The organism is Kitasatospora sp. NPDC058063 (assembly GCF_042885395.1).
In the GTDB taxonomy this organism is placed as follows: domain Bacteria; phylum Actinomycetota; class Actinomycetes; order Streptomycetales; family Streptomycetaceae; genus Kitasatospora; species Kitasatospora lactacystinica.
Map to the genome: position 1 here is coordinate 204453 of NZ_JBHVSD010000009.1, position 17211 is coordinate 221663.

Consider the following 17211-nt stretch of genomic DNA (forward strand, 5'->3'; position numbering starts at 1 on the left):
CTCGACGGCCCTCCCACCCGGCCCTCCGAAGGGGGCGAACCGATGACTTCCCCTGCCCTGGAACTGCCTGCCTCCGCCACCGCGAGCCGAGGAGCCGCACCCCTGGGAACCGCACCTCTGGGAACCGCGCGCCGAGAAGCCGCGCCCCGGGAGGCCGCGCCCCGTCTGGGCGTCGGCCTCGGCTGGCGCAGCGAGATCGACACCGTGGTCGAGAGCCGGCCCGGCCTGGACTGGGTCGAGGTGGTCGCCGAGAACATCTGCGCCGACCACCTGCCCGAGTCCCTGACCGTGCTGCGCGGACGCGGCGTCACCGTCGTCCCGCACGGCGTCGGCCTCGGCCTCGGCGGCGCCGACCTGCCCGACCCCGGCCGCCTCGACCGGCTCGCCGAGGCCGCGCTGGCACTCGACTCCCCACTGGTCAGCGAGCACCTGGCGTTCGTCCGGGCCGGCGGCCTGGAGGCCGGCCACCTGCTGCCCGTCCCCCGCACCCGGGACTCGCTGCGGGTGATCGCCGAGAACGTCCGGATCGCCCAGGACCACCTGCCGGTGCCGCTCGCCCTGGAGAACATCGCCGCCCAGCTCGCCTGGCCGGACGACGAGTTCACCGAGGGCCAGTTCCTCGCCGAGCTCGTCGAGCGCACCGGCGTCCGGCTGCTGATCGACGTCGCCAACCTGCACACCAACCGGGTCAACCTCGGCATCGACCCGGCCGCCGAGCTCGACCGCCTGCCACTGGAGGCGCTCGCCTACGTCCACGTCGCGGGCGGCACCCTGGTCGACGGCGTCTGGCACGACACCCACGCCCACCCCGTCACCGAACCGGTGCTGGAGGTGCTGGCCGAACTCTGCGCGCGGGTCGCCCCGCCCGGGGTGCTGCTGGAGCGGGACGCCAACTTCCCGCCGCCCAGCGAGCTGGCCGGTGAACTGGACGCCATCCGCCGGGTGCTGGAGGGGAGCACCCGGCGATGAGCGACCTGACGAGGACGGCGCGGGAGAACACCGGCCCGCGTCCCGCCACCGACCACGACCCCGCCGCGCAGGGCCCCGCCGAAAAGAGTCCCGCCGAGCGCGGTCCCGCCGAGCAGGACCTCACGGAGCAGGACCTCGCCGCCGCCCGGCGGCGCCTGGCCCGGCGCCAGGAGGAGCTGCTGGCCGCCCTGGTGGCCGGCGGGCCCGTCCCGCCCGGCTTCGACGAGCGGCAGGTCCGCGCCCAGTCCACCGGCCTGGCCGCCAAGCGGCGGGACACCACCGCCAAGGTCGCCCCGGACCTGCCCCGGGCGCTCGGGGCGCAGTACGGGCCGCTCTTCCTCGGCTACGCCCGCTCCCACCCGCAGACCGGCGGCTACCGGGCCGACGCCCGGACCTTCGCGCAGTGGGCGCTCACCGAAGGCGGCCCGCTCGCCGACGACCACCGCCGGGCCCTGGAGCAGTGGCTCCACCCGGCACCCGTACGGCCGCCGGGCCCGCTCGCGCGCCTGCGCCGGGCCCTGCGCCCGGCCCCGCGCCGCTAGCCGGCGGCCGGGCCGCCGGCGAACCCGGCGGCACCTGATCCTGACGCACTGTCACCATCTCGGGGGAACAGCCCATGTGGCACAACAGCTACTTCATCGTCCCGGCCGTCCTGCTGGCGGCCGCCGCCCTGTACGCCGCCCGGACCCGGCAGCACATCGGCCGGGTGCGCTACGCCAAGGGCCTGCCCGGCCGCGGTCTGCCGCTGCTCGACACCGCGTTCCTGTCCGGCGGGCCGGGGCGGGTGTTCGACACCGCCGTGGTCCGGATGCACATGAGCGAGCAGGTCGTGATCAGCCGCTCCGGTCTGGTCACACTCACCGGATCCAAGCCGTACGACGCCGTCGACAAGGCGGTCCAGGACGCGGTCGGTCCGACCGGCAGCCGTCAACTCGGCTCGCTGCGCCACACCGTGATGCGCTCCGCCGCCGTCCAGGAGATCGGTGACCGGCTCGCCGACCGCGGCCTGCTGCGCCGCCCCGAGCGGCTGCGGCGGGCCCGCACCGCCCGTCGGCTGCTCTGGCTCGCGCTGCTGCTCGTGGTGGCCTCCGCGGTGGCCTCCCTGCTGCTCGACGACGGCGCCGCCGGCCACGACCGCCCGAACCTCTGGGTCCCGGGCCTCCTGCTGTTCGGGGGCCTCACCGCGCTGCTCGCCACCGCGCCGGTCAAGGGCCGGATCACCCCGGCCGGGCAGCGCCAGCTCTCGCTGATGCAGGGCACCCCGTGGAAGCCCAACGCCGGGATGCCGCCCCGGCTGGCCGGCGGCGCGCTGCTGGGCGCGCTCGCGCTCGGCGGCCTGGCCGCCGCCGGGCTGGACAACCCGGAGCTGGAGGCCGCGATGCTGACCGCGTCGGCCGAGGAGGAGGCCGTACGGCAGGCGGTCGCCGCGAACGCCTCCTCGTCGTCCTCGTCGTCCTCGTCGTCCTCGTCGTCGGCGTCGTCGGCGTCCTCGTGCTCCTCCGGTTCCTCGGGCTCCGACGGCGGCTCCGCCTCCTGGTGCGGGTCCTCCGACTCCGGCTCCTCGGGCTCCGGCTGCGGCTCGTCCAGCTGCGGCTCCTCCTCGTCGAGCTGCGGATCCTCTTCGTCGAGCTGCGGGTCCTCCTCCAGCTGCGGATCCTCGTCCTCCTCCAGCTGCGGGTCGAGCTGTGGCGGCGGCTGCGGCGGCTCCTGAGATCCGCCGGGCGCGCCGCCGGACGTCACAGTTCGGTATCGCGGACCGGGAAGACGTTCCGCCCGCCGTCGACGCAGGCATACAACAAGCCCATGTGGTTGCTGTTCCTCATACCGGCCTGTGTCGCGGCGGTCCTGTCCTGCCTCCGACTGGTCCGGATGACCGCCACCGCCGACGCCCTGGCCGACCAGGCCGGCCTGCGGCCCCCCGAAGCCGTCGGCATCGGCCTGTACGAGACCGCCTACCTGGCCGGCGGCCCGGACCGGGTGGTCGAACTCGCCCTCGTCCTGATGACCGGCCGCGGGCGGCTGCACCTGGCGCACACCGGCTGGACCACCGTGGTCGACCCCAGGGGCCGCAGCCGCCTGGAGCGGGCGGTCATCGCCACCGTCGGCCCCGAGGTCCAGTGCCGGACCGACGAGCTGCGCCGGGCGATGGCCGAGCACCCCACCGTGCTGGAGATCGGCGCCCGGCTCACCCTGGCGGGCCTGGCCACCCCCGCCCTGGTGCAGCGCAACACCGTGGTGGTGGTCCGGCAGGTCCGGCACGCGCTGCTGCTGACACTGGTCCTGCTGGCCGCCTCGCTGGCCCTCGGCGGCTTCACCGGGGGTGACACCCTCGCCCCGCTCGCCTGGTTCTCCCTGCCGGTGGCGCTCACCTCGGGCACCCTGCTGATGGCCCGGGTGGACGTCTACCCGTACACCCGCTGGGCCTCCCCGGTCGGCCAGGAGGTGCTGCGCGAGGTCCGCCCGACCCGCCAGCGCGGCCTGGCCGACGACGAGGAGCGCGAACTGCTCACCGCCGTCGCCATGAACGGCCCGGCCGTCCTGCCCGACGCCCGGCTCCGCGCCGCCCTGCGCCCGCACCGGACCTGAAAACCGGCTGCGCCGACCGCTGCGACCAGGGCAGACTCCCACCCATGGACGCACCCGACCCCGCCGAGCAGGACCCCGCCGACCGCGCCCCGGACTCGCCGGCCCTCGGCCGGAAGGGCCTCGCGACGCTGGAGCGCGCCCGCTCCGAGGGCCGCCCGGTCCGGCTGCGCCGCTCCGTCCCCGGCGCGGACCGGCTGGAGGGCTTCGTCCTCGGCACCGGCCCGGTCTGGACCCTGCTCGCCACCTGCACCGACCACCGCCTCGACGGCTGGAGCGCCGTCCGCACCGCCGACCTGCACAAGGTCCGCGACCGGGGCGGCCCCGAGAGCCTGACCGTACGGGTGCTGCGCCGCCGCGGCCTGTGGCCGGTCCGCCCGCCCGGCGCCGACCTGCCGCTGGACGACCTGCCCGGCCTGCTCACCGCCGCCTGCGCCGAGTACGGTCTGATCGCCCTGCACACCGAGCGCCGCGACCCCGGCGCCTGCTGGGTCGGTACGGTCACCGCGCTGCGCCCCGCCTCGCTGCGGCTGCACGAGGTCGACCCCGAGGCGCGCTGGCACCCGGAGCCGACGAAGTTCCGTTTCGAGGACGTCACCCGGGTCGACCTCGGCGACCACTACACCTCCGTGCTGCGCGAGTTCGCCGGGCCGCGCCCGTAGCGACGCCGGAGGCCGGCTCCCCGTCGGGGGAACCGGCCTCCGGGAGGAACAGCGGAACCGTCAGACCAGGCCGTTCAGCAGCTCGCTGACCGGCTTGCGCCGACCGGTGAAGAACGGCACCTCCTCGCGGACGTGCAGCCGGGCCCGGGAGGGGCGCAGATCGCGCATCAGGTCGACGATCCGGTGCAGCTCGTCCGCCTCGAAGGCGAGCAGCCACTCGTAGTCGCCGAGCGCGAACGAGGCCACCGTGTTGGCCCGCACGTCCGGGTAGCCGCGCGCCATCTGGCCGTGCTCGGCGAGCATCGCGCGCCGCTCGGCGTCCGGCAGCAGGTACCACTCGTAGGAGCGGACGAACGGGTACACGCAGACGTAGTCGCGCGGGCGCTCGTCGGCCAGGAAGGCCGGGATGTGCGACTTGTTGAACTCGGCCGGGCGGTGCAGCGCCATGTTCGACCAGACCGGCTCCAGCAGCCGGCCGAGGCCGGTGCGGCGGAAGCGGTTGTACGCCTCCTGGAGGTCGTCCGAGTCGGCGGCGTGCCACCAGACCAGGATGTCGGCGTCCGCGCGCAGACCGGAGACGTCGTACGTGCCGCGCACGGTCACGTCCTTGGCGTCCAGCTGGGCGAACAGCTCGTCCACCTCGGCGGCCAGCGCGGTGCGGTCCTCGGGCAGGGCGCCCTTGAGCTTGAACACCGACCACATCGTGTAGCGGATGACCTGGTTCAGGTCGCGCGCCTTCTTCTTCTCGGGCTGCTGCTCCCGCTCAACGCTCTCAGTCATGCGCCCATTGTCCTCTCCGTGGAGCCTTCCCCGGTCGCCGGGGTCAACAGTCTGTCGACGGCGGCCGCCGCGGCGGCCGCCGAACCGATGCACGCCGGAATGCCCACCCCGTCGTACGCGGCGCCGCACAGCGCCAGCGCGCCCACCCGCGCCACCTGGGCCCGCACCCGGGCCACCCGGTCCAGGTGCCCCACCGGGTACTGCGGCAGACCGGCCGTGAAGCGGGAGACGAAGGTGTCGTACGGCCGGGCGGTCAGCCCGATCGCCTCCTCCAGGTCCGCCAGCGAGCGCGCCACCAGCTCCTCGTCCGGCAGCCCCAGCGCCTCCTCCTCGCGGTACCGGCCCAGCGAGGTGCGCAGCAGGAACGCGTCCGGCGCGGAACGCTCCAGCCAGCCCCACTTGTTGGAGGAGAAGGTCGAGGCCTTGATCCGCCGCCCGTCCACCGGCGGCACCAGGAAGCCGCTGCCGCCGGGCGGCTCGGCCAGGTCGGCGCGGCGGAAGGCCAGGGTCACCAGGGCCATGCCCGCGTACTCGACGGCGTCCAGGTCGGTGGCGGCCGCCGGGGCGTCCTCGCGCAGCAGCCGGGCCGCCACGGGGGCCGGGACGGCCAGCACCACGGCGTCCGCGTGCAGCACCTCGCCGCCGGTCACCACCCGCCAGCCGTCGGGGGTGCGGCGCAGCTCGTCCACCGGGGCATCGGTGCGCAGGTCCACCCCCGCCTTCACGCAGGCCGCGGCGACCGCGCCGGGCAGGGTGCCGAGGCCACCGCGCAGGCCCTGGAACACCGGGGTGCCGACCACCTTCGGCCGGGAGGCCAGCTCGTGCACCCCCTCGACCAGCGAGCCGCCGCCGCGCGCGATCGACAGCAGCTGCGGGACGGCGGCGCGCAGCGAGATCTCCTCGGCGCGGCCGGCGTACACGCCGCCGAGCAGCGGCTCGACCAGCCGGTCCACGACCTCCTGGCCCAGCCGGTCGGCGACGTAGCGGCCGATCGCGACGTCCTCGCCGATCTCGCCGGGCCGCTCGTTCCGGGCCCGCTCCAGCCCCTCGTCGGTCAGCACGCCGGAGGCGGCCAGCGCCTCCAGGTCACCGGGGACGCCCATCACCTGCCCGCCGGGCAGCGGCCGCAGCGCGCCGCGGGTCCAGATCGCGGCCTTGGCGGTGGTCGGCGGCTCCAGCTTTTCGCCGAGCCCGACCGCCCGCGCCAGGTCCACCGCCTCCGGCCGCCGGGCCAGCACCGACTCGGCCCCGAGGTCCACCCGGACCCCGCCGACCTCTCCGCCCCACAGCTTCCCGCCGACCCGCCCGGACGCCTCCAGCAGCGTGACCCGCGCCCGCGCGGGCCCCCCGGCGGCACCGCTCAGGAAAGCGGCCGCGGCCAGCCCCGCGATCCCACCACCGACGACGACGACCTGTGCTTCCGACATGCTCCGCAGTCTCGCAGGTCTTTACGCCGGACCCTCAATCCCCTGCACGCCCGAGGTCGATCGCGATCGGGAACGGCACCGGGCGTTCCAGTCTGCCGCGGAAGTGTCGGCCCTGACGACAAGAAGGTCCGGCTCGGGGCGGTTCCGAACTGATCGATGGAGCATTGGTCTTCATGACATGGCCCAAGGTAGCGAGCTCAGGGGGTTGGAGAGCCGCCCCTTAGGGTGTGTGCAATGGAACCGATCATGGTGAGTGCGTGTCTGGCCGGGATCCCCTGTCGGTACGACGGGCGGGCGAAGACCTCCGACGACGCCGTGCGGCTGGTCGAGCGGGGGCGGGCCGTGGTGGTGTGCCCGGAGGGGGCGGGCGGGCTGCCGACGCCGCGGCCGCCGGCGGAGATCGTGGGCGGGGACGGCGCGGACGTGCTGGACGGGCGGGCCCGGGTGGTGGACGCGACCGGGGCGGACTGCACCGCGGAGTTCCTGGCCGGCGCCCGGACGGCGCTCGCCGCCGCCGAGGAGGCGGGGGCCCGGCGGGCGGTGCTGATGGCGCGCAGCCCGTCCTGCGGCTGCGGGCAGGTGTACGACGGGTCGTTCACCGGGGAGCTGCGCCCCGGCGACGGGGTGACGGCGGCGCTGCTGCGCCGGGCCGGGATCGAGGTCACGGCCGGGTAGCGGGCCCCGGAGCGGCAGGGGCCCGCCACCGGGAGGTCAGCGCGCGCTGGCCTCGTGGACGAAGGCGACGAGGCGGCTGAGCGCGTCCGGGTCCATGGACGGCAGCACGCCGTGGCCGAGGTTGAAGATGTGGCCGCTGGTGCCGATCGCCTCGGCGGCCCGCAGCACCTCGGCGGCCTTGGTCTCCACCACCGCGGTGGGCGCGTACAGCACCGCCGGGTCGAGGTTGCCCTGCAGGCCCTTGCCCGGGCCGACCCGCTCGGTGGCGACGTTCAGCGGCACCCGCCAGTCGACGCCGACGATGTCCGCGCCGGCCTGGCCCATCAGGCCGAGCAGTTCGCCGGTGCCGACGCCGAAGTGGATCCGGGGCACGCCGTACTCGGCGACGGCGTCGAAGACCTTGGTGCTGGACGGCATCACCGAGCGGCGGTAGTCGTCCGGCGCGAGCGCGCCGACCCAGGAGTCGAACAGCTGGACGGCCGAGGCGCCGGCCTCGATCTGGACCTTGAGGAAGGCCGAGGTGATGTCCGCGAGCCGGTCCACCAGGGCGGCCCACAGCTCGGGCTGCCCGTACATCATGGCCTTGGTGTTCTCGTGGTTCTTGGACGGCCCGCCCTCGATCAGGTAGCTGGCCAGCGTGTACGGCGCCCCGGCGAAGCCGATCAGCGGGGTCTCGCCGAGCTCGTCCACCAGCAGGCCGACGGCCTCGGTGATGTAGGGGACGTCGTCCGGCTCCAGCGGGCGCAGCCGCTTCAGGTCCTCGACGGTGCGGATCGGGTCGGCGATGACGGGGCCGATGCCGGGCTTGATGTCGACATCGATGCCGACGGCCTTGAGCGGCACCACGATGTCGCTGAAGAAGATCGCCGCGTCCACCTTGTGCCGGCGCACCGGCTGGAGGGTGATCTCCTTGACCAGCTCGGGCCGCATGCAGGACTCCAGCATGGGGATGCCCTCGCGGACCTTCAGGTACTCGGGCAGCGAGCGGCCGGCCTGGCGCATGAACCACACCGGCGTGTGCGGCACGGGCTCGTGCCGGCAGGCGCGCAGGAACGCGGAGTCGTGCGCGGCGCCGCGACGCCGGGGGGTGGTCTGGCCGCCGTGGGTGGGCGCCGTGGTGTCTGCCGTTGTCTCGCTCACGCGTCAAATCTTCGCATGCGTGCCGGGCCCGGTTTCCCGGCCGGTCTCGTCGGTTCCTCCAAGATCTGTCCGGGTTTGCCGTTCCGGCACGCCGCTGGGAGAGAAGTTGCGGCGATAACCCCGTTCTTCGACCTAGTCTTCGGGGCATGGCAGCGGTCGGAGGGCACCCCGCACAGGGTGGCGGAGCAGGTGGCGGAGCGGGGCACGAGGGGGTGCCGAGCGAGTTCCGGGCGGCCGTGGCGGCCCTGGACGGGGCCCGGCTGCGGCCCGAGGTGCAGCTCTCCCCCTCGCCGGCGCCGCGCCGGCTCGCCCCGTACTCGTTCGCGGTGACCGCCTCGGTCGAGGTCGACGGCGAGGAGCTGGCGGACGGCCGGCTGGTGCTGCTGTACGACCCGGCCGGGCAGGAGGCCTGGAACGGGGAGTTCCGGGTGGTCACGATGACCCGGGCCGAGCTGGAGCCGGAGATGGCGGGCGACCCGATGGTCTCCGAGGTGGGCTGGTCCTGGCTGCTGGACACGCTGCAGGCGCACGGCGCCGGGTACGCGGAGCCGTCCGGCACGGTGAGCCTGGCCTCCTCCCAGTACTTCGGCGGCCTGGCGGACCGCCCGTCCTCGACCGAGATCGAGATCCGGGCCTCCTGGACCCCGGCCGACGGCCGCTTCGAGCGGCACCTGGCGGCCTGGGCGGACCTGCTGTGCGTCAGCGCCGGCCTGCCGCCGGCCGCCCCGGCCCCGCAGGGGCCCGCCGAGGTTCCTTCACTCGGTGGAGTGGTCCCGATGCCGGCCCGGCGACGCCCCCGGTCGCACTGACGGGTGGTGTGCGGGCCCGACGGCGCCCGGGGGCCGGACGCCACCCCCAGGGCTGACGGAGTGTGACTTCGGATCCGCTCTTCGTCAATTCACCGGTCGACACCGACCGATCGACACCGAATCTGATCGATTTTGTGCGAATACCGGGCATGTCGCATCAATCATTTGCGCGATTTGTCCGTATTGTTACTCACTAGATCGTGATCTTTCGCTAAAGCCGGGCACGGTTGCTGCCGAAGCAGACTGTGACCCTTTCCGAACGCGGAACACTCCGACCGCCCCCATCGGGGTTCCGTCCGCCACTCCCCGCAGGAGGCCTGGTGTCGGTCCTTCTTGAGCACCCCGCAAACGTGGTCGCCTACCGGCCGACCAAGCCCACCGCCATGGTGGTCATCGCCGATCCCCGTGTCCGAAACACCGTCACCCGCCACCTGTGGGCACTCGGCGTCCGCGACGTGATCGAGGTGTCCTCCATCGCCGAGGCCCGCCCCCGGGTCTCCACTCCCCGCGACATCTGCGTCGCCGACGTGCACCTCCCGGACGGCTCCGGGCTGACCATCCTCGCCGAGACCCGCGCCGCGGGCTGGCCCAACGGCCTGGCACTGTCCGCCGCCGACGACATCGGCGCGGTCCGCAGCGCACTGGCCGGCGGTGTCAAGGGATACGTGGTGACCGGTACCCGGACGAACGTCGCGATGCCGGGCCGCCCCGGGATGCCGCTCGGCGCCGCCGGGCTGGCCGGCCGGATGCGCCGCCCCGGGATGCCGGGCATGCCGGGCGCGGCCGGTGCGCCGGGCGCCCCCGGAGCACCTGGTGCGCCGGGCGCGCAGCAGGCCGCCTACCGCGAGCTTTCCGGCCGCGAGGTCGAGGTGCTGCGACTGGTCGCCGAGGGACAGTCCAACAAGGCGATCGGCGTGGCGATGGGCCTGTCGGCGCTCACCGTCAAGAGCCACCTCGCCCGGATCGCCCGCAAGCTGGGCACCGGCGACCGCGCCGGCATGGTCGCGGTCGCGCTGCGCACCGGCATCATCCACTGAGCCGGGCGCTCCGGACCGCTGCGGCGGCCGAGGAGGAACGTTACAACGCGGGCGCCGCCGGGCGGCCCCCCGCCGCCCCCCCGGCCACCCCCGCGGCGGGGGGCCCCCCGCGTGCGGGCGGCGGCCCTGGCAGCCCGGGCCCCCCCGCCCCCCCGCCGTGCGGCCCCCGGCCTCCCGGTGCGCGCAGCCCGCCCGGGGACGGCCGGGCGGCCGGGTCTTCGCACCGCCCCCCGTGTCACCCCCACGGCGCCCCCCATGAAGCCCCGTACGACCCCCGCGCGGTCCGGTGCGGCCCGCCCCGCGATCCCTCGGCGATCAACAGTCTGACCAGTCCGACAACACTCCCGGCCGCGAGGACCGTCGTACCCTTGGGGGGTGACCGACGCCGTAGCAGCCATCCCAGAAGAAGCAGCCCCGGTCCCGCTCCTCGAACCGAAGGACGGGATCCCATCCGTGGTGGCGGACGACCGGGCGCTGGCCGCCGTCGTCGCCGCCTTCGCGGGGGGCACCGGACCGGTGGCCGTCGATGCCGAACGGGCCTCCGGCTACCGCTACGGGCAGCGCGCCTACCTCATCCAGCTGCGCCGCGAGGGTTCCGGCTCCGCCCTGATCGACCCGATCGCCTGCCCGGACCTCAGCGCGCTCGGCCGGGCCGTCGAGGACGCCGAATGGGTGGTCCACGCGGCCAGCCAGGACCTGCCCTGCCTCGCCGAGGTCGGCATGAGACCCCGGCGCCTGTTCGACACCGAGCTGGCCGGGCGGATCGCCGGCTTCGCCCGGGTCGGCCTCGGGCCGATGACCGAGAACGTGCTCGGGCTGAGCCTCGCCAAGGAGCACTCCGCGGTCGACTGGTCCACCCGCCCGCTGCCCGAGCCGTGGCTGCGCTACGCCGCTCTGGACGTCGAGGTGCTGGTCGAGCTGCGCGACGCACTCGAACGGGAGCTGGACGCCCAGGGCAAGCTCGGCTGGGCGATGGAGGAGTTCGCCTCGATCGCCGCCGCGCCCCGCCCGGCCCCGCGCACCGACCCGTGGCGCCGCACCTCGCAGCTGCACAAGGTCCGCCGCCGCCGTCAGCTGGCCGTGGTGCGCGAGATGTGGCTCGCCCGCGACCGGATGGCGCAGGACCGCGACGTCTCCCCCGGCCGGGTGCTCGCGGACGCGGCGATCGTCAACGCCGCACTGGCCATGCCGCTGAACATCGCCTCCCTGCAGGCCGTCCAGGGCTTCGGCCCCCGGGTGCACCGGCGCCAGCTGGAGCAGTGGCTGGCGGCCGTGCAGCGCGGCCGGGAGATCCCGGAGAACCAGCTGCCGCCGGCCACCGCGCCGCACGAGGGACCGCCGCCGCCGCGGGCCTGGGCCGAGAAGGACCCGGTGGCCGCCGCCCGGCTCTCCGGCGCGCGCAGCGCGATCGGCGAGCTGGCCGAGCGCCACCACCTGCCGGCCGAGAACCTGATCACCCCGGACCTGGTCCGGCGGGTCTCCTGGCAGCCGCCGGCCGACCCGGGCCCGGAGGGCGTGGCCGCCGCGCTGCGCGGGCTCGGCGCCCGGCAGTGGCAGGTGGACCTGGTGGCGCCGGCGGTGGCCGCCGCCTTCGCCGCGGCGGTCGTCGCCCAGGACTGATCACGGCGCGCGGGCCGGTCGCGGTCCGGGCCGATCCGGCAACACGGGAAGGGGATGTCGTCCGTACGGGCGACATCCCCTTCGCCGTACCCGGGAACGGCGCTCCTGGTCGGACGGCCGGGGAACGTGTCGGGAGACACATGGTCAGATCCCTCCGAGGGGCCTGGGCAGGTTGGTTACCGGCGGGTAGCATGGCCGTGATGCGGCGCCGCTCGGGTCTTCGACGGCGGCAGCCCGCCCACCTAAATGTTGGTCCCTGGGAGGAGAGCCCCCGTGCCTCGTACCGCGAGGGACGTCGTCTTCGTCGATGGCGTCCGCACCCCGTTCGGCAAGGCCGGCCCGAAGGGCATCTACCACGAGACCCGCGCCGACGACCTGGTCGTCAAGTGCATCCGGGAGCTCGTGCGCCGTAACCCGAACCTGCCCGTCGAGCGCATCGACGAGGTCGCCGTCGCGGCCACCACGCAGATCGGCGACCAGGGTCTGACCATCGGGCGCACCGCAGCCCTGCTGGCCGGCCTGCCGAAGTCCGTGCCGGGCTACTCGATCGACCGCATGTGCGCCGGCGCGCTGACCGCCGTGACCGCCACCGCGGGCGGCATCGCCTTCGGCGCGTACGACGTGGTCGTGGCCGGCGGCGTCGAGCACATGGGCCGCCACCCCATGGGCGAGGGCGTCGACCCGAACCCGCGCTTCGTCTCCGAGAAGCTGGTCGACGAGTCCGCCCTGTTCATGGGCATGACCGCGGAGAACCTGCACGACCGGTTCCCGCACCTGACCAAGGAGCGCTGCGACGCCTACGCCGTGCGCTCGCAGGAGAAGGCCGCCAAGGCGTACGCCAACGGCGACATCCAGCCCGACCTGGTGCCGATCACGATCCGTAACACCAACCCCGAGGTCGGCGAGACCGGCTGGGGCCTGGCCACCGTGGACGAGCCGATGCGCCCGGGCACCACGATGGAGAACCTGGCGGGCCTCAAGACCCCGTTCCGCCCGCACGGCAACATCACCGCGGGCAACTCGGCCGGTCTGAACGACGGTGCCACCGCCTCGCTGCTGGCCGCCGAGGACGTCGCCGAGGAGCTCGGCCTCCCGGTGAAGATGCGCCTGGTCTCGTTCGCCTTCGCGGGCGTCGAGCCCGAGGTCATGGGTGTCGGCCCGGTGCCGGCCACCGAGAAGGCGCTGGCCAAGGCCGGTCTGACCATCGACGACATCCAGGCCTTCGAGGTCAACGAGGCCTTCGCCGTCCAGGTCCTGGCCTTCCTGGACCACTTCGGCATCGCGGACGACGACGAGCGGGTCAACCCGTACGGCGGCGCGATCGCCTTCGGCCACCCGCTGGCCTCCTCCGGCGTGCGCCTGATGAACCAGCTGGCCCGCCGCTTCGAGCAGCGCCCGGAGGTCCGCTACGGCCTCACCACGATGTGCATCGGCTTCGGCATGGGCGGCACGATCATCTGGGAGAACCCGCATTGGAGCGGAGCGGAAACGTCGTCTCAGGTCGAGGGTGGTAAGTGACCATGGCCAACACCACTGAGCTGCTGACCCGCGGCGCCGAGCTCTTCCCGGGCGAGGTCGTCACGACCGCGCACGTCCGCCACCTCGACCTGCCGCTGCAGGCAGGCCGGCTGGCCCTGATCACCCTGGACAACGGCTTCGACCACACCAAGCCGACCACCTTCGGCCCGGGCTCGCTGCTCAAGCTGAACGAGGCGCTGGACCAGGTCGAGGCCGAGGCCGCCGAGGGCGCGATCGTCGGTGCCGCGATCACCGGCAAGCCGTTCATCTTCGCGGTCGGCGCCGACCTCAAGGGCGTCGAGCTGCTCACGGAGCACGCGGACGCGCTGGCCATCGGCAAGGGCGGCCACGACGTCTTCAAGCGGATCGCCTCGCTGCCCGTCCCCACCTTCGCCTTCTACAACGGCGCGGCGATGGGCGGCGGCGTCGAGGTCGGCCTGCACTGCGACTACCGCACGGTGTCGGCGGGCGTCCCGGCCTTCTCGCTGCCCGAGGTCTTCCTCGGCCTCGTCCCCGGCTGGGGCGGCTGCACCATCCTGCCGAACCTGGTGGGTGCCGGTAACGCCGTCAAGGTCATCATCGAGAACTCGATGAACCAGAACAAGCAGCTCAAGGGCAAGGACGTGTTCGAGCTGGGGATCGCCGACGCGATCTTCGAGCCGGCCGACTTCCTGGAGCAGTCGCTGCTCTGGGCCGCCAAGGTCCTCAAGGGCGACGTCGTCGTCGAGCGCGAGGCGATCGACCGCGGCAAGGCCTGGGACGACGCCGTCCTCTGGGGCCGCATGGTCGCCGACGCCAAGGTGCACGGCGCCGCTCCGGCCGCGTACCGGGCGCTGGACATCATCGCCGCCGCCAAGGACTTCGACCTCGCCGACAAGGCGAGCCTGCAGGCCGGCTTCGACGCCGAGGACACGGCCCTGGCCGACCTCATCATGAGCGGCGAGCTGCGCAGCGGCATCTACGCCTTCAACCTGGTGCAGCGCCGGGCCAAGCGCCCGGTCGGCGCGCCGGACAAGTCGCTGGCCCGCCCGGTCACCAAGGTCGGCGTCGTCGGCGCCGGTCTGATGGCCTCGCAGCTGGCGCTGCTGTTCGCCCGCCGTCTGGAGGTGCCGGTGGTCCTCACCGACATCGACCAGGCGCGTGTCGACAAGGGCGTCGGCTACGTCCACGCCGAGATCGACAAGCTGCTCGGCAAGGGCCGGATCAGCCAGGACAAGGCCAACCGCCTCAAGGGCCTGGTCTCCGGCTCGCTGGACAAGGCCGCCGCCTTCGGCGACGCGGACTTCGTCATCGAGGCCGTGTTCGAGGAGATGGGCGTCAAGCAGGCCGTCTTCGCGGACCTGGAGAACGTGGTCTCGCCGACCTGCGTGCTGGCGACCAACACCTCCTCGCTGTCGGTCACCGAGATGGCCTCGAAGCTGAAGCACCCCGAGCGGGTCGTCGGCTTCCACTTCTTCAACCCGGTCGCGATCCTGCCGCTGCTGGAGATCGTCCGCGGCGACAGCACCGACGACGCCGCGCTGGCCACCGCCTTCGCCGTGTCGAAGAAGCTGAAGAAGACCTCGGTGCTCTGCAAGGACGCCCCGGCGTTCGTGGTGAACCGGATCCTGACCCGCTTCATGGGCGAGATCCAGGGCATCATCGACGAGGGCACCCCGATCGCCGACGTCGAGAAGGCCGTCGAGCCGCTCGGCCTGCCGATGTCCCCGATCGTGCTGCTGGAGCTGGTCGGCCCGGCCATCGCCCTGCACGTCTCGGAGACCCTGCACGGCGCCTTCCCGGAGCGGTTCACCGTCTCGGAGAACCTCGCCAAGGTGGTCAAGGCCGGCAAGCGCGGCTTCTACACCTGGACGGACGGGCAGCAGGTCCTCGACCCCGAGGTGCTGGAGCTGCTCTCCTTCGGCGACTCGGTGCTCACCGAGGAGCAGGTCCGCGCCCGCGCCCTGGACGCCGTGGCGCAGGAGATCGGCCTGATGCTGGAGGAGGGTGTCGTCGCCGAGGCGCAGGACATCGACCTCTGCATGATCACCGGTGCCGGCTGGCCCTTCCACCTGGGCGGGATCACCCCGTACCTGGACCGTGAGGGCGTCTCGGAGCGGGTGAACGGCAAGACCTTCCTCGCCCCCGGCGTGGCCTCGGTACCCGCCTAGGCGCGGCCCGTACCCGGAACACGGAGGAGCCCCGGTGACCAGCTGGTCACCGGGGCTCCTCGGTGTGTACGGGGTTGCCGCCGGGGCACGCTGTGTACGGGGTTGCCGCCGAGACGGGGCTGTGCACGGCGTCGCCGCTGGAGCGGGTGTGGACGGCGCTGCCGCCCGGCCGCCCGGACGCGGGCGTCTCAGTGCTTGAGGCGGTAGACCACGGTGTCGGCGAAGACGCCGACCATCTCGTAGTGGGTGTCCAGCAGGTTCTCGATCCGGGGGACCATGACCGGCTGGTACGGGGCGATGCCGGAGTCGTCGACCACGACCTCGGGCAGGCCGTTGGCCAGCTCCTTGTCGAAGGTCTGCCAGGCGTTGGCGACGCTGAACTGCTCGCCGACGTTCTGGTTGCCGTCCTTGCCGCCGCTGTAGTTGGTGAGGAAGCCCGCGGTCAGGTAGCGGGTGGCGGGCTTGCGGTCGGCCAGCCAGTACAGCTCGGGGTGCATGCCCCAGACCAGCACGGTGTCCTTGGGGGTGGTCTGGGCGGCGACGGCGGTGGCGACCTCGGTGGTGCGGTTGAGCCGCTCCCCCGGCCAGGCCAGTGCCAGGCTCCAGAACACCGTGGCGGCGACCGTGGTGTACGCCAGGACGGGCTTCCAGCGGATCGCCGAGGTGGCGACCGCCCCGGTGCCCAGCAGCACCAGCGGCGGCATCAGCTGGAGGTAGTAGTGGCCGAAGAAGTGGAAGCCCACGCTGACCGCGACCACCGAGGAGAGCAGCCAGACCCACAGGTCGGTGGTCGAGCCGTGCTCCTCGCCGGCCACCGGCAGCGGGCGGTGGCGGTACTTGAGCCAGAGCCTGCGCCCGACCGGGAGCAGGAACCCCAGGCCGGCCCCGACCAGGATGGCCGAGTTGCCGAGGGCCCGGCCGAGCATCTGGAGCCAGGCGCCGCCGAAGGAGGCGTAGTCGCCGCTGCCGGTGACCACCCAGAAGAGGAAGCCCTTGGGCTTGGTGAGGATCACCGCGACCAGCGCTATCGGCAGGGTGAAGCCGAACCCGATCTTGAACAGCGCGGGCGGCCAGCGCACCCCGCGCCGGCGGGTGTCCTGGAAGAGCATCCAGAGCACCGGCAGCAGCACCGCGCCGCCGGTCTGCTTGGTCAGTGAGCACAGGGCGACCGCGATGCCCGCGGCCAGCCAGCGGCGCCGTTCGGCGTACCGGAAGGCGGCCACCATGGCGGGCAGCATGAAGACCTCGAAGGTCGCCGCCTGGGTGTCCTCCGGGGAGAGCCCGATGGAGACCAGCAGGTAGAGCAGTCCGGCCCCGGCCCCGGCCCGGTTGCCCCAGCGGCCGCGGGCGATCGAGGCCAGCAGGATCGCCGTGACCAGGTGGGCCACCACCGCCAGGGTGCGCAGCGGCCAGAGCGAGGCGGAGCCGAAGACCGCGAAGCAGGCCTGGTAGAGCCAGGGCAGCAGCGGGGGCTTGCGGTCCACCACGGTGTCGTACAGCACGCCGCCGTCCGCCAGCATCCGGGCCTGGGTCGCCAGGAAGCCCTCGTCCGGGCTCCAGACGGGCCGGGCGAAGGAGGGGATGTGGGTGACCAGCGCGACCAGCGCGAGCACCGGCACCAGCCTGGTCCAGTACCCGGTCAGCAGACGGGTACGGACGCGCTCGGGCAGGCGCTCGGCCAGTCCGGTGAGGCGGAGGCGGGTGGGGGTCGGCACGGATGACAACCTACCGGGCGGGATCGGCGCCGATGGCGCCGGTCCCGCCTTTCAGTGCGATTGTCAGCTTGTTCCGTGACGAACTGTTACGGAGTTACGACAAATGGTCGTCAACGGAGCGGGGAC

General features: G+C 73.8%; 13 protein-coding genes and 1 pseudogene. 10 read left to right on the plus strand and 4 right to left on the minus strand.

Annotated features, from left to right (window positions below; genetic code table 11):
* The first annotated feature begins 165 nt into the window (after nt 1-165).
* The 4 genes and pseudogenes from ACFVUY_RS18110 (at nt 166) to ACFVUY_RS18125 (ending at nt 4214) form a co-directional block, all read left to right on the plus strand.
* Nucleotides 166-1511, plus strand: a pseudogene (locus ACFVUY_RS18110) (DUF692 domain-containing protein).
* Between the two features lie 74 nt (nt 1512-1585).
* A complete protein-coding gene (locus ACFVUY_RS18115) occupies nt 1586-2680 on the plus strand; it encodes a TIGR04222 domain-containing membrane protein (protein ID WP_387730924.1) in 1095 nt (364 codons plus the stop codon).
* 92 nt (nt 2681-2772) lie between these two features.
* Entirely contained in the window at nt 2773-3555 is a 783-nt protein-coding gene (locus tag ACFVUY_RS18120) for a TIGR04222 domain-containing membrane protein (protein ID WP_359914368.1), read from the plus strand.
* 44 nt (nt 3556-3599) lie between these two features.
* Nucleotides 3600-4214: a hypothetical protein gene (locus tag ACFVUY_RS18125; protein ID WP_387730927.1), complete on the plus strand. Its 615-nt coding sequence runs from the start codon at nt 3600-3602 to the stop codon at nt 4212-4214.
* A gap of 60 nt (nt 4215-4274) precedes the next feature.
* Here ACFVUY_RS18125 and hemQ read toward each other — a convergent pair whose 3' ends face one another.
* Both hemQ and hemG read right to left on the minus strand, forming a co-directional pair.
* Nucleotides 4275-4994, minus strand: coding sequence for a hydrogen peroxide-dependent heme synthase (gene hemQ, locus ACFVUY_RS18130; protein WP_387730929.1), 720 nt, complete (start codon nt 4992-4994; stop codon nt 4275-4277).
* Complete coding sequence (hemG, locus tag ACFVUY_RS18135) at nt 4991-6421, minus strand: protoporphyrinogen oxidase (protein WP_387730932.1); 1431 nt, start codon at nt 6419-6421, stop codon at nt 4991-4993. The genes hemQ and hemG overlap by 4 nt, the downstream gene beginning before the upstream one ends.
* Nucleotides 6422-6655: 234 nt before the next feature.
* On the opposite strand from hemG, the gene ACFVUY_RS18140 reads away from it, so the two are divergent.
* Entirely contained in the window at nt 6656-7096 is a 441-nt protein-coding gene (locus ACFVUY_RS18140; RefSeq protein WP_387730934.1) for a DUF523 domain-containing protein, read from the plus strand.
* A 36-nt stretch (nt 7097-7132) separates the two neighbouring features.
* Here the strand turns inward: ACFVUY_RS18140 and hemE are convergent, their stop codons facing one another.
* Entirely contained in the window at nt 7133-8146 is a 1014-nt protein-coding gene (gene hemE, locus ACFVUY_RS18145; RefSeq protein ID WP_387731104.1) for a uroporphyrinogen decarboxylase, read from the minus strand.
* A 236-nt stretch (nt 8147-8382) separates the two neighbouring features.
* On the opposite strand from hemE, the gene ACFVUY_RS18150 reads away from it, so the two are divergent.
* The 5 genes from ACFVUY_RS18150 (at nt 8383) to ACFVUY_RS18170 (ending at nt 15370) form a co-directional block, all read left to right on the plus strand.
* Complete coding sequence (locus ACFVUY_RS18150) at nt 8383-9045, plus strand: DUF3000 domain-containing protein (protein ID WP_387685574.1); 663 nt, start codon at nt 8383-8385, stop codon at nt 9043-9045.
* A 320-nt stretch (nt 9046-9365) separates the two neighbouring features.
* The gene (locus ACFVUY_RS18155; protein WP_049651279.1) at nt 9366-10082 is read left to right on the plus strand and encodes a response regulator transcription factor; all 717 of its coding nucleotides are present in this window, start codon (nt 9366-9368) and stop codon (nt 10080-10082) included.
* A 375-nt stretch (nt 10083-10457) separates the two neighbouring features.
* On the plus strand, nt 10458-11702 hold the full coding sequence (locus ACFVUY_RS18160; RefSeq protein ID WP_387685571.1) for an HRDC domain-containing protein: 1245 nt from the start codon (nt 10458-10460) through the stop codon (nt 11700-11702).
* A gap of 273 nt (nt 11703-11975) precedes the next feature.
* Entirely contained in the window at nt 11976-13220 is a 1245-nt protein-coding gene (locus ACFVUY_RS18165; RefSeq protein WP_387685569.1) for a thiolase family protein, read from the plus strand.
* A gap of 2 nt (nt 13221-13222) precedes the next feature.
* Entirely contained in the window at nt 13223-15370 is a 2148-nt protein-coding gene (locus tag ACFVUY_RS18170) for a 3-hydroxyacyl-CoA dehydrogenase NAD-binding domain-containing protein (RefSeq protein WP_387685567.1), read from the plus strand.
* Between the two features lie 188 nt (nt 15371-15558).
* Here ACFVUY_RS18170 and ACFVUY_RS18175 read toward each other — a convergent pair whose 3' ends face one another.
* The gene (locus ACFVUY_RS18175; RefSeq protein ID WP_387730937.1) at nt 15559-17085 is read right to left on the minus strand and encodes an ArnT family glycosyltransferase; all 1527 of its coding nucleotides are present in this window, start codon (nt 17083-17085) and stop codon (nt 15559-15561) included.
* Nucleotides 17086-17211: the final 126 nt, after the last annotated feature.

Coding starts and splice junctions, on each gene's coding strand:
- ACFVUY_RS18115 (WP_387730924.1), top strand. CDS start 1,586: ATGTGGCACAACAGCTACTTCATCGTCCCGGCCGTCCTGCTGGCGGCC.
- ACFVUY_RS18120 (WP_359914368.1), top strand. CDS start 2,773: ATGTGGTTGCTGTTCCTCATACCGGCCTGTGTCGCGGCGGTCCTGTCC.
- ACFVUY_RS18125 (WP_387730927.1), top strand. CDS start 3,600: ATGGACGCACCCGACCCCGCCGAGCAGGACCCCGCCGACCGCGCCCCG.
- hemQ (WP_387730929.1), bottom strand. CDS start 4,994: ATGACTGAGAGCGTTGAGCGGGAGCAGCAGCCCGAGAAGAAGAAGGCG.
- hemG (WP_387730932.1), bottom strand. CDS start 6,421: ATGTCGGAAGCACAGGTCGTCGTCGTCGGTGGTGGGATCGCGGGGCTG.
- ACFVUY_RS18140 (WP_387730934.1), top strand. CDS start 6,656: ATGGAACCGATCATGGTGAGTGCGTGTCTGGCCGGGATCCCCTGTCGG.
- ACFVUY_RS18150 (WP_387685574.1), top strand. CDS start 8,383: ATGGCAGCGGTCGGAGGGCACCCCGCACAGGGTGGCGGAGCAGGTGGC.
- ACFVUY_RS18170 (WP_387685567.1), top strand. CDS start 13,223: ATGGCCAACACCACTGAGCTGCTGACCCGCGGCGCCGAGCTCTTCCCG.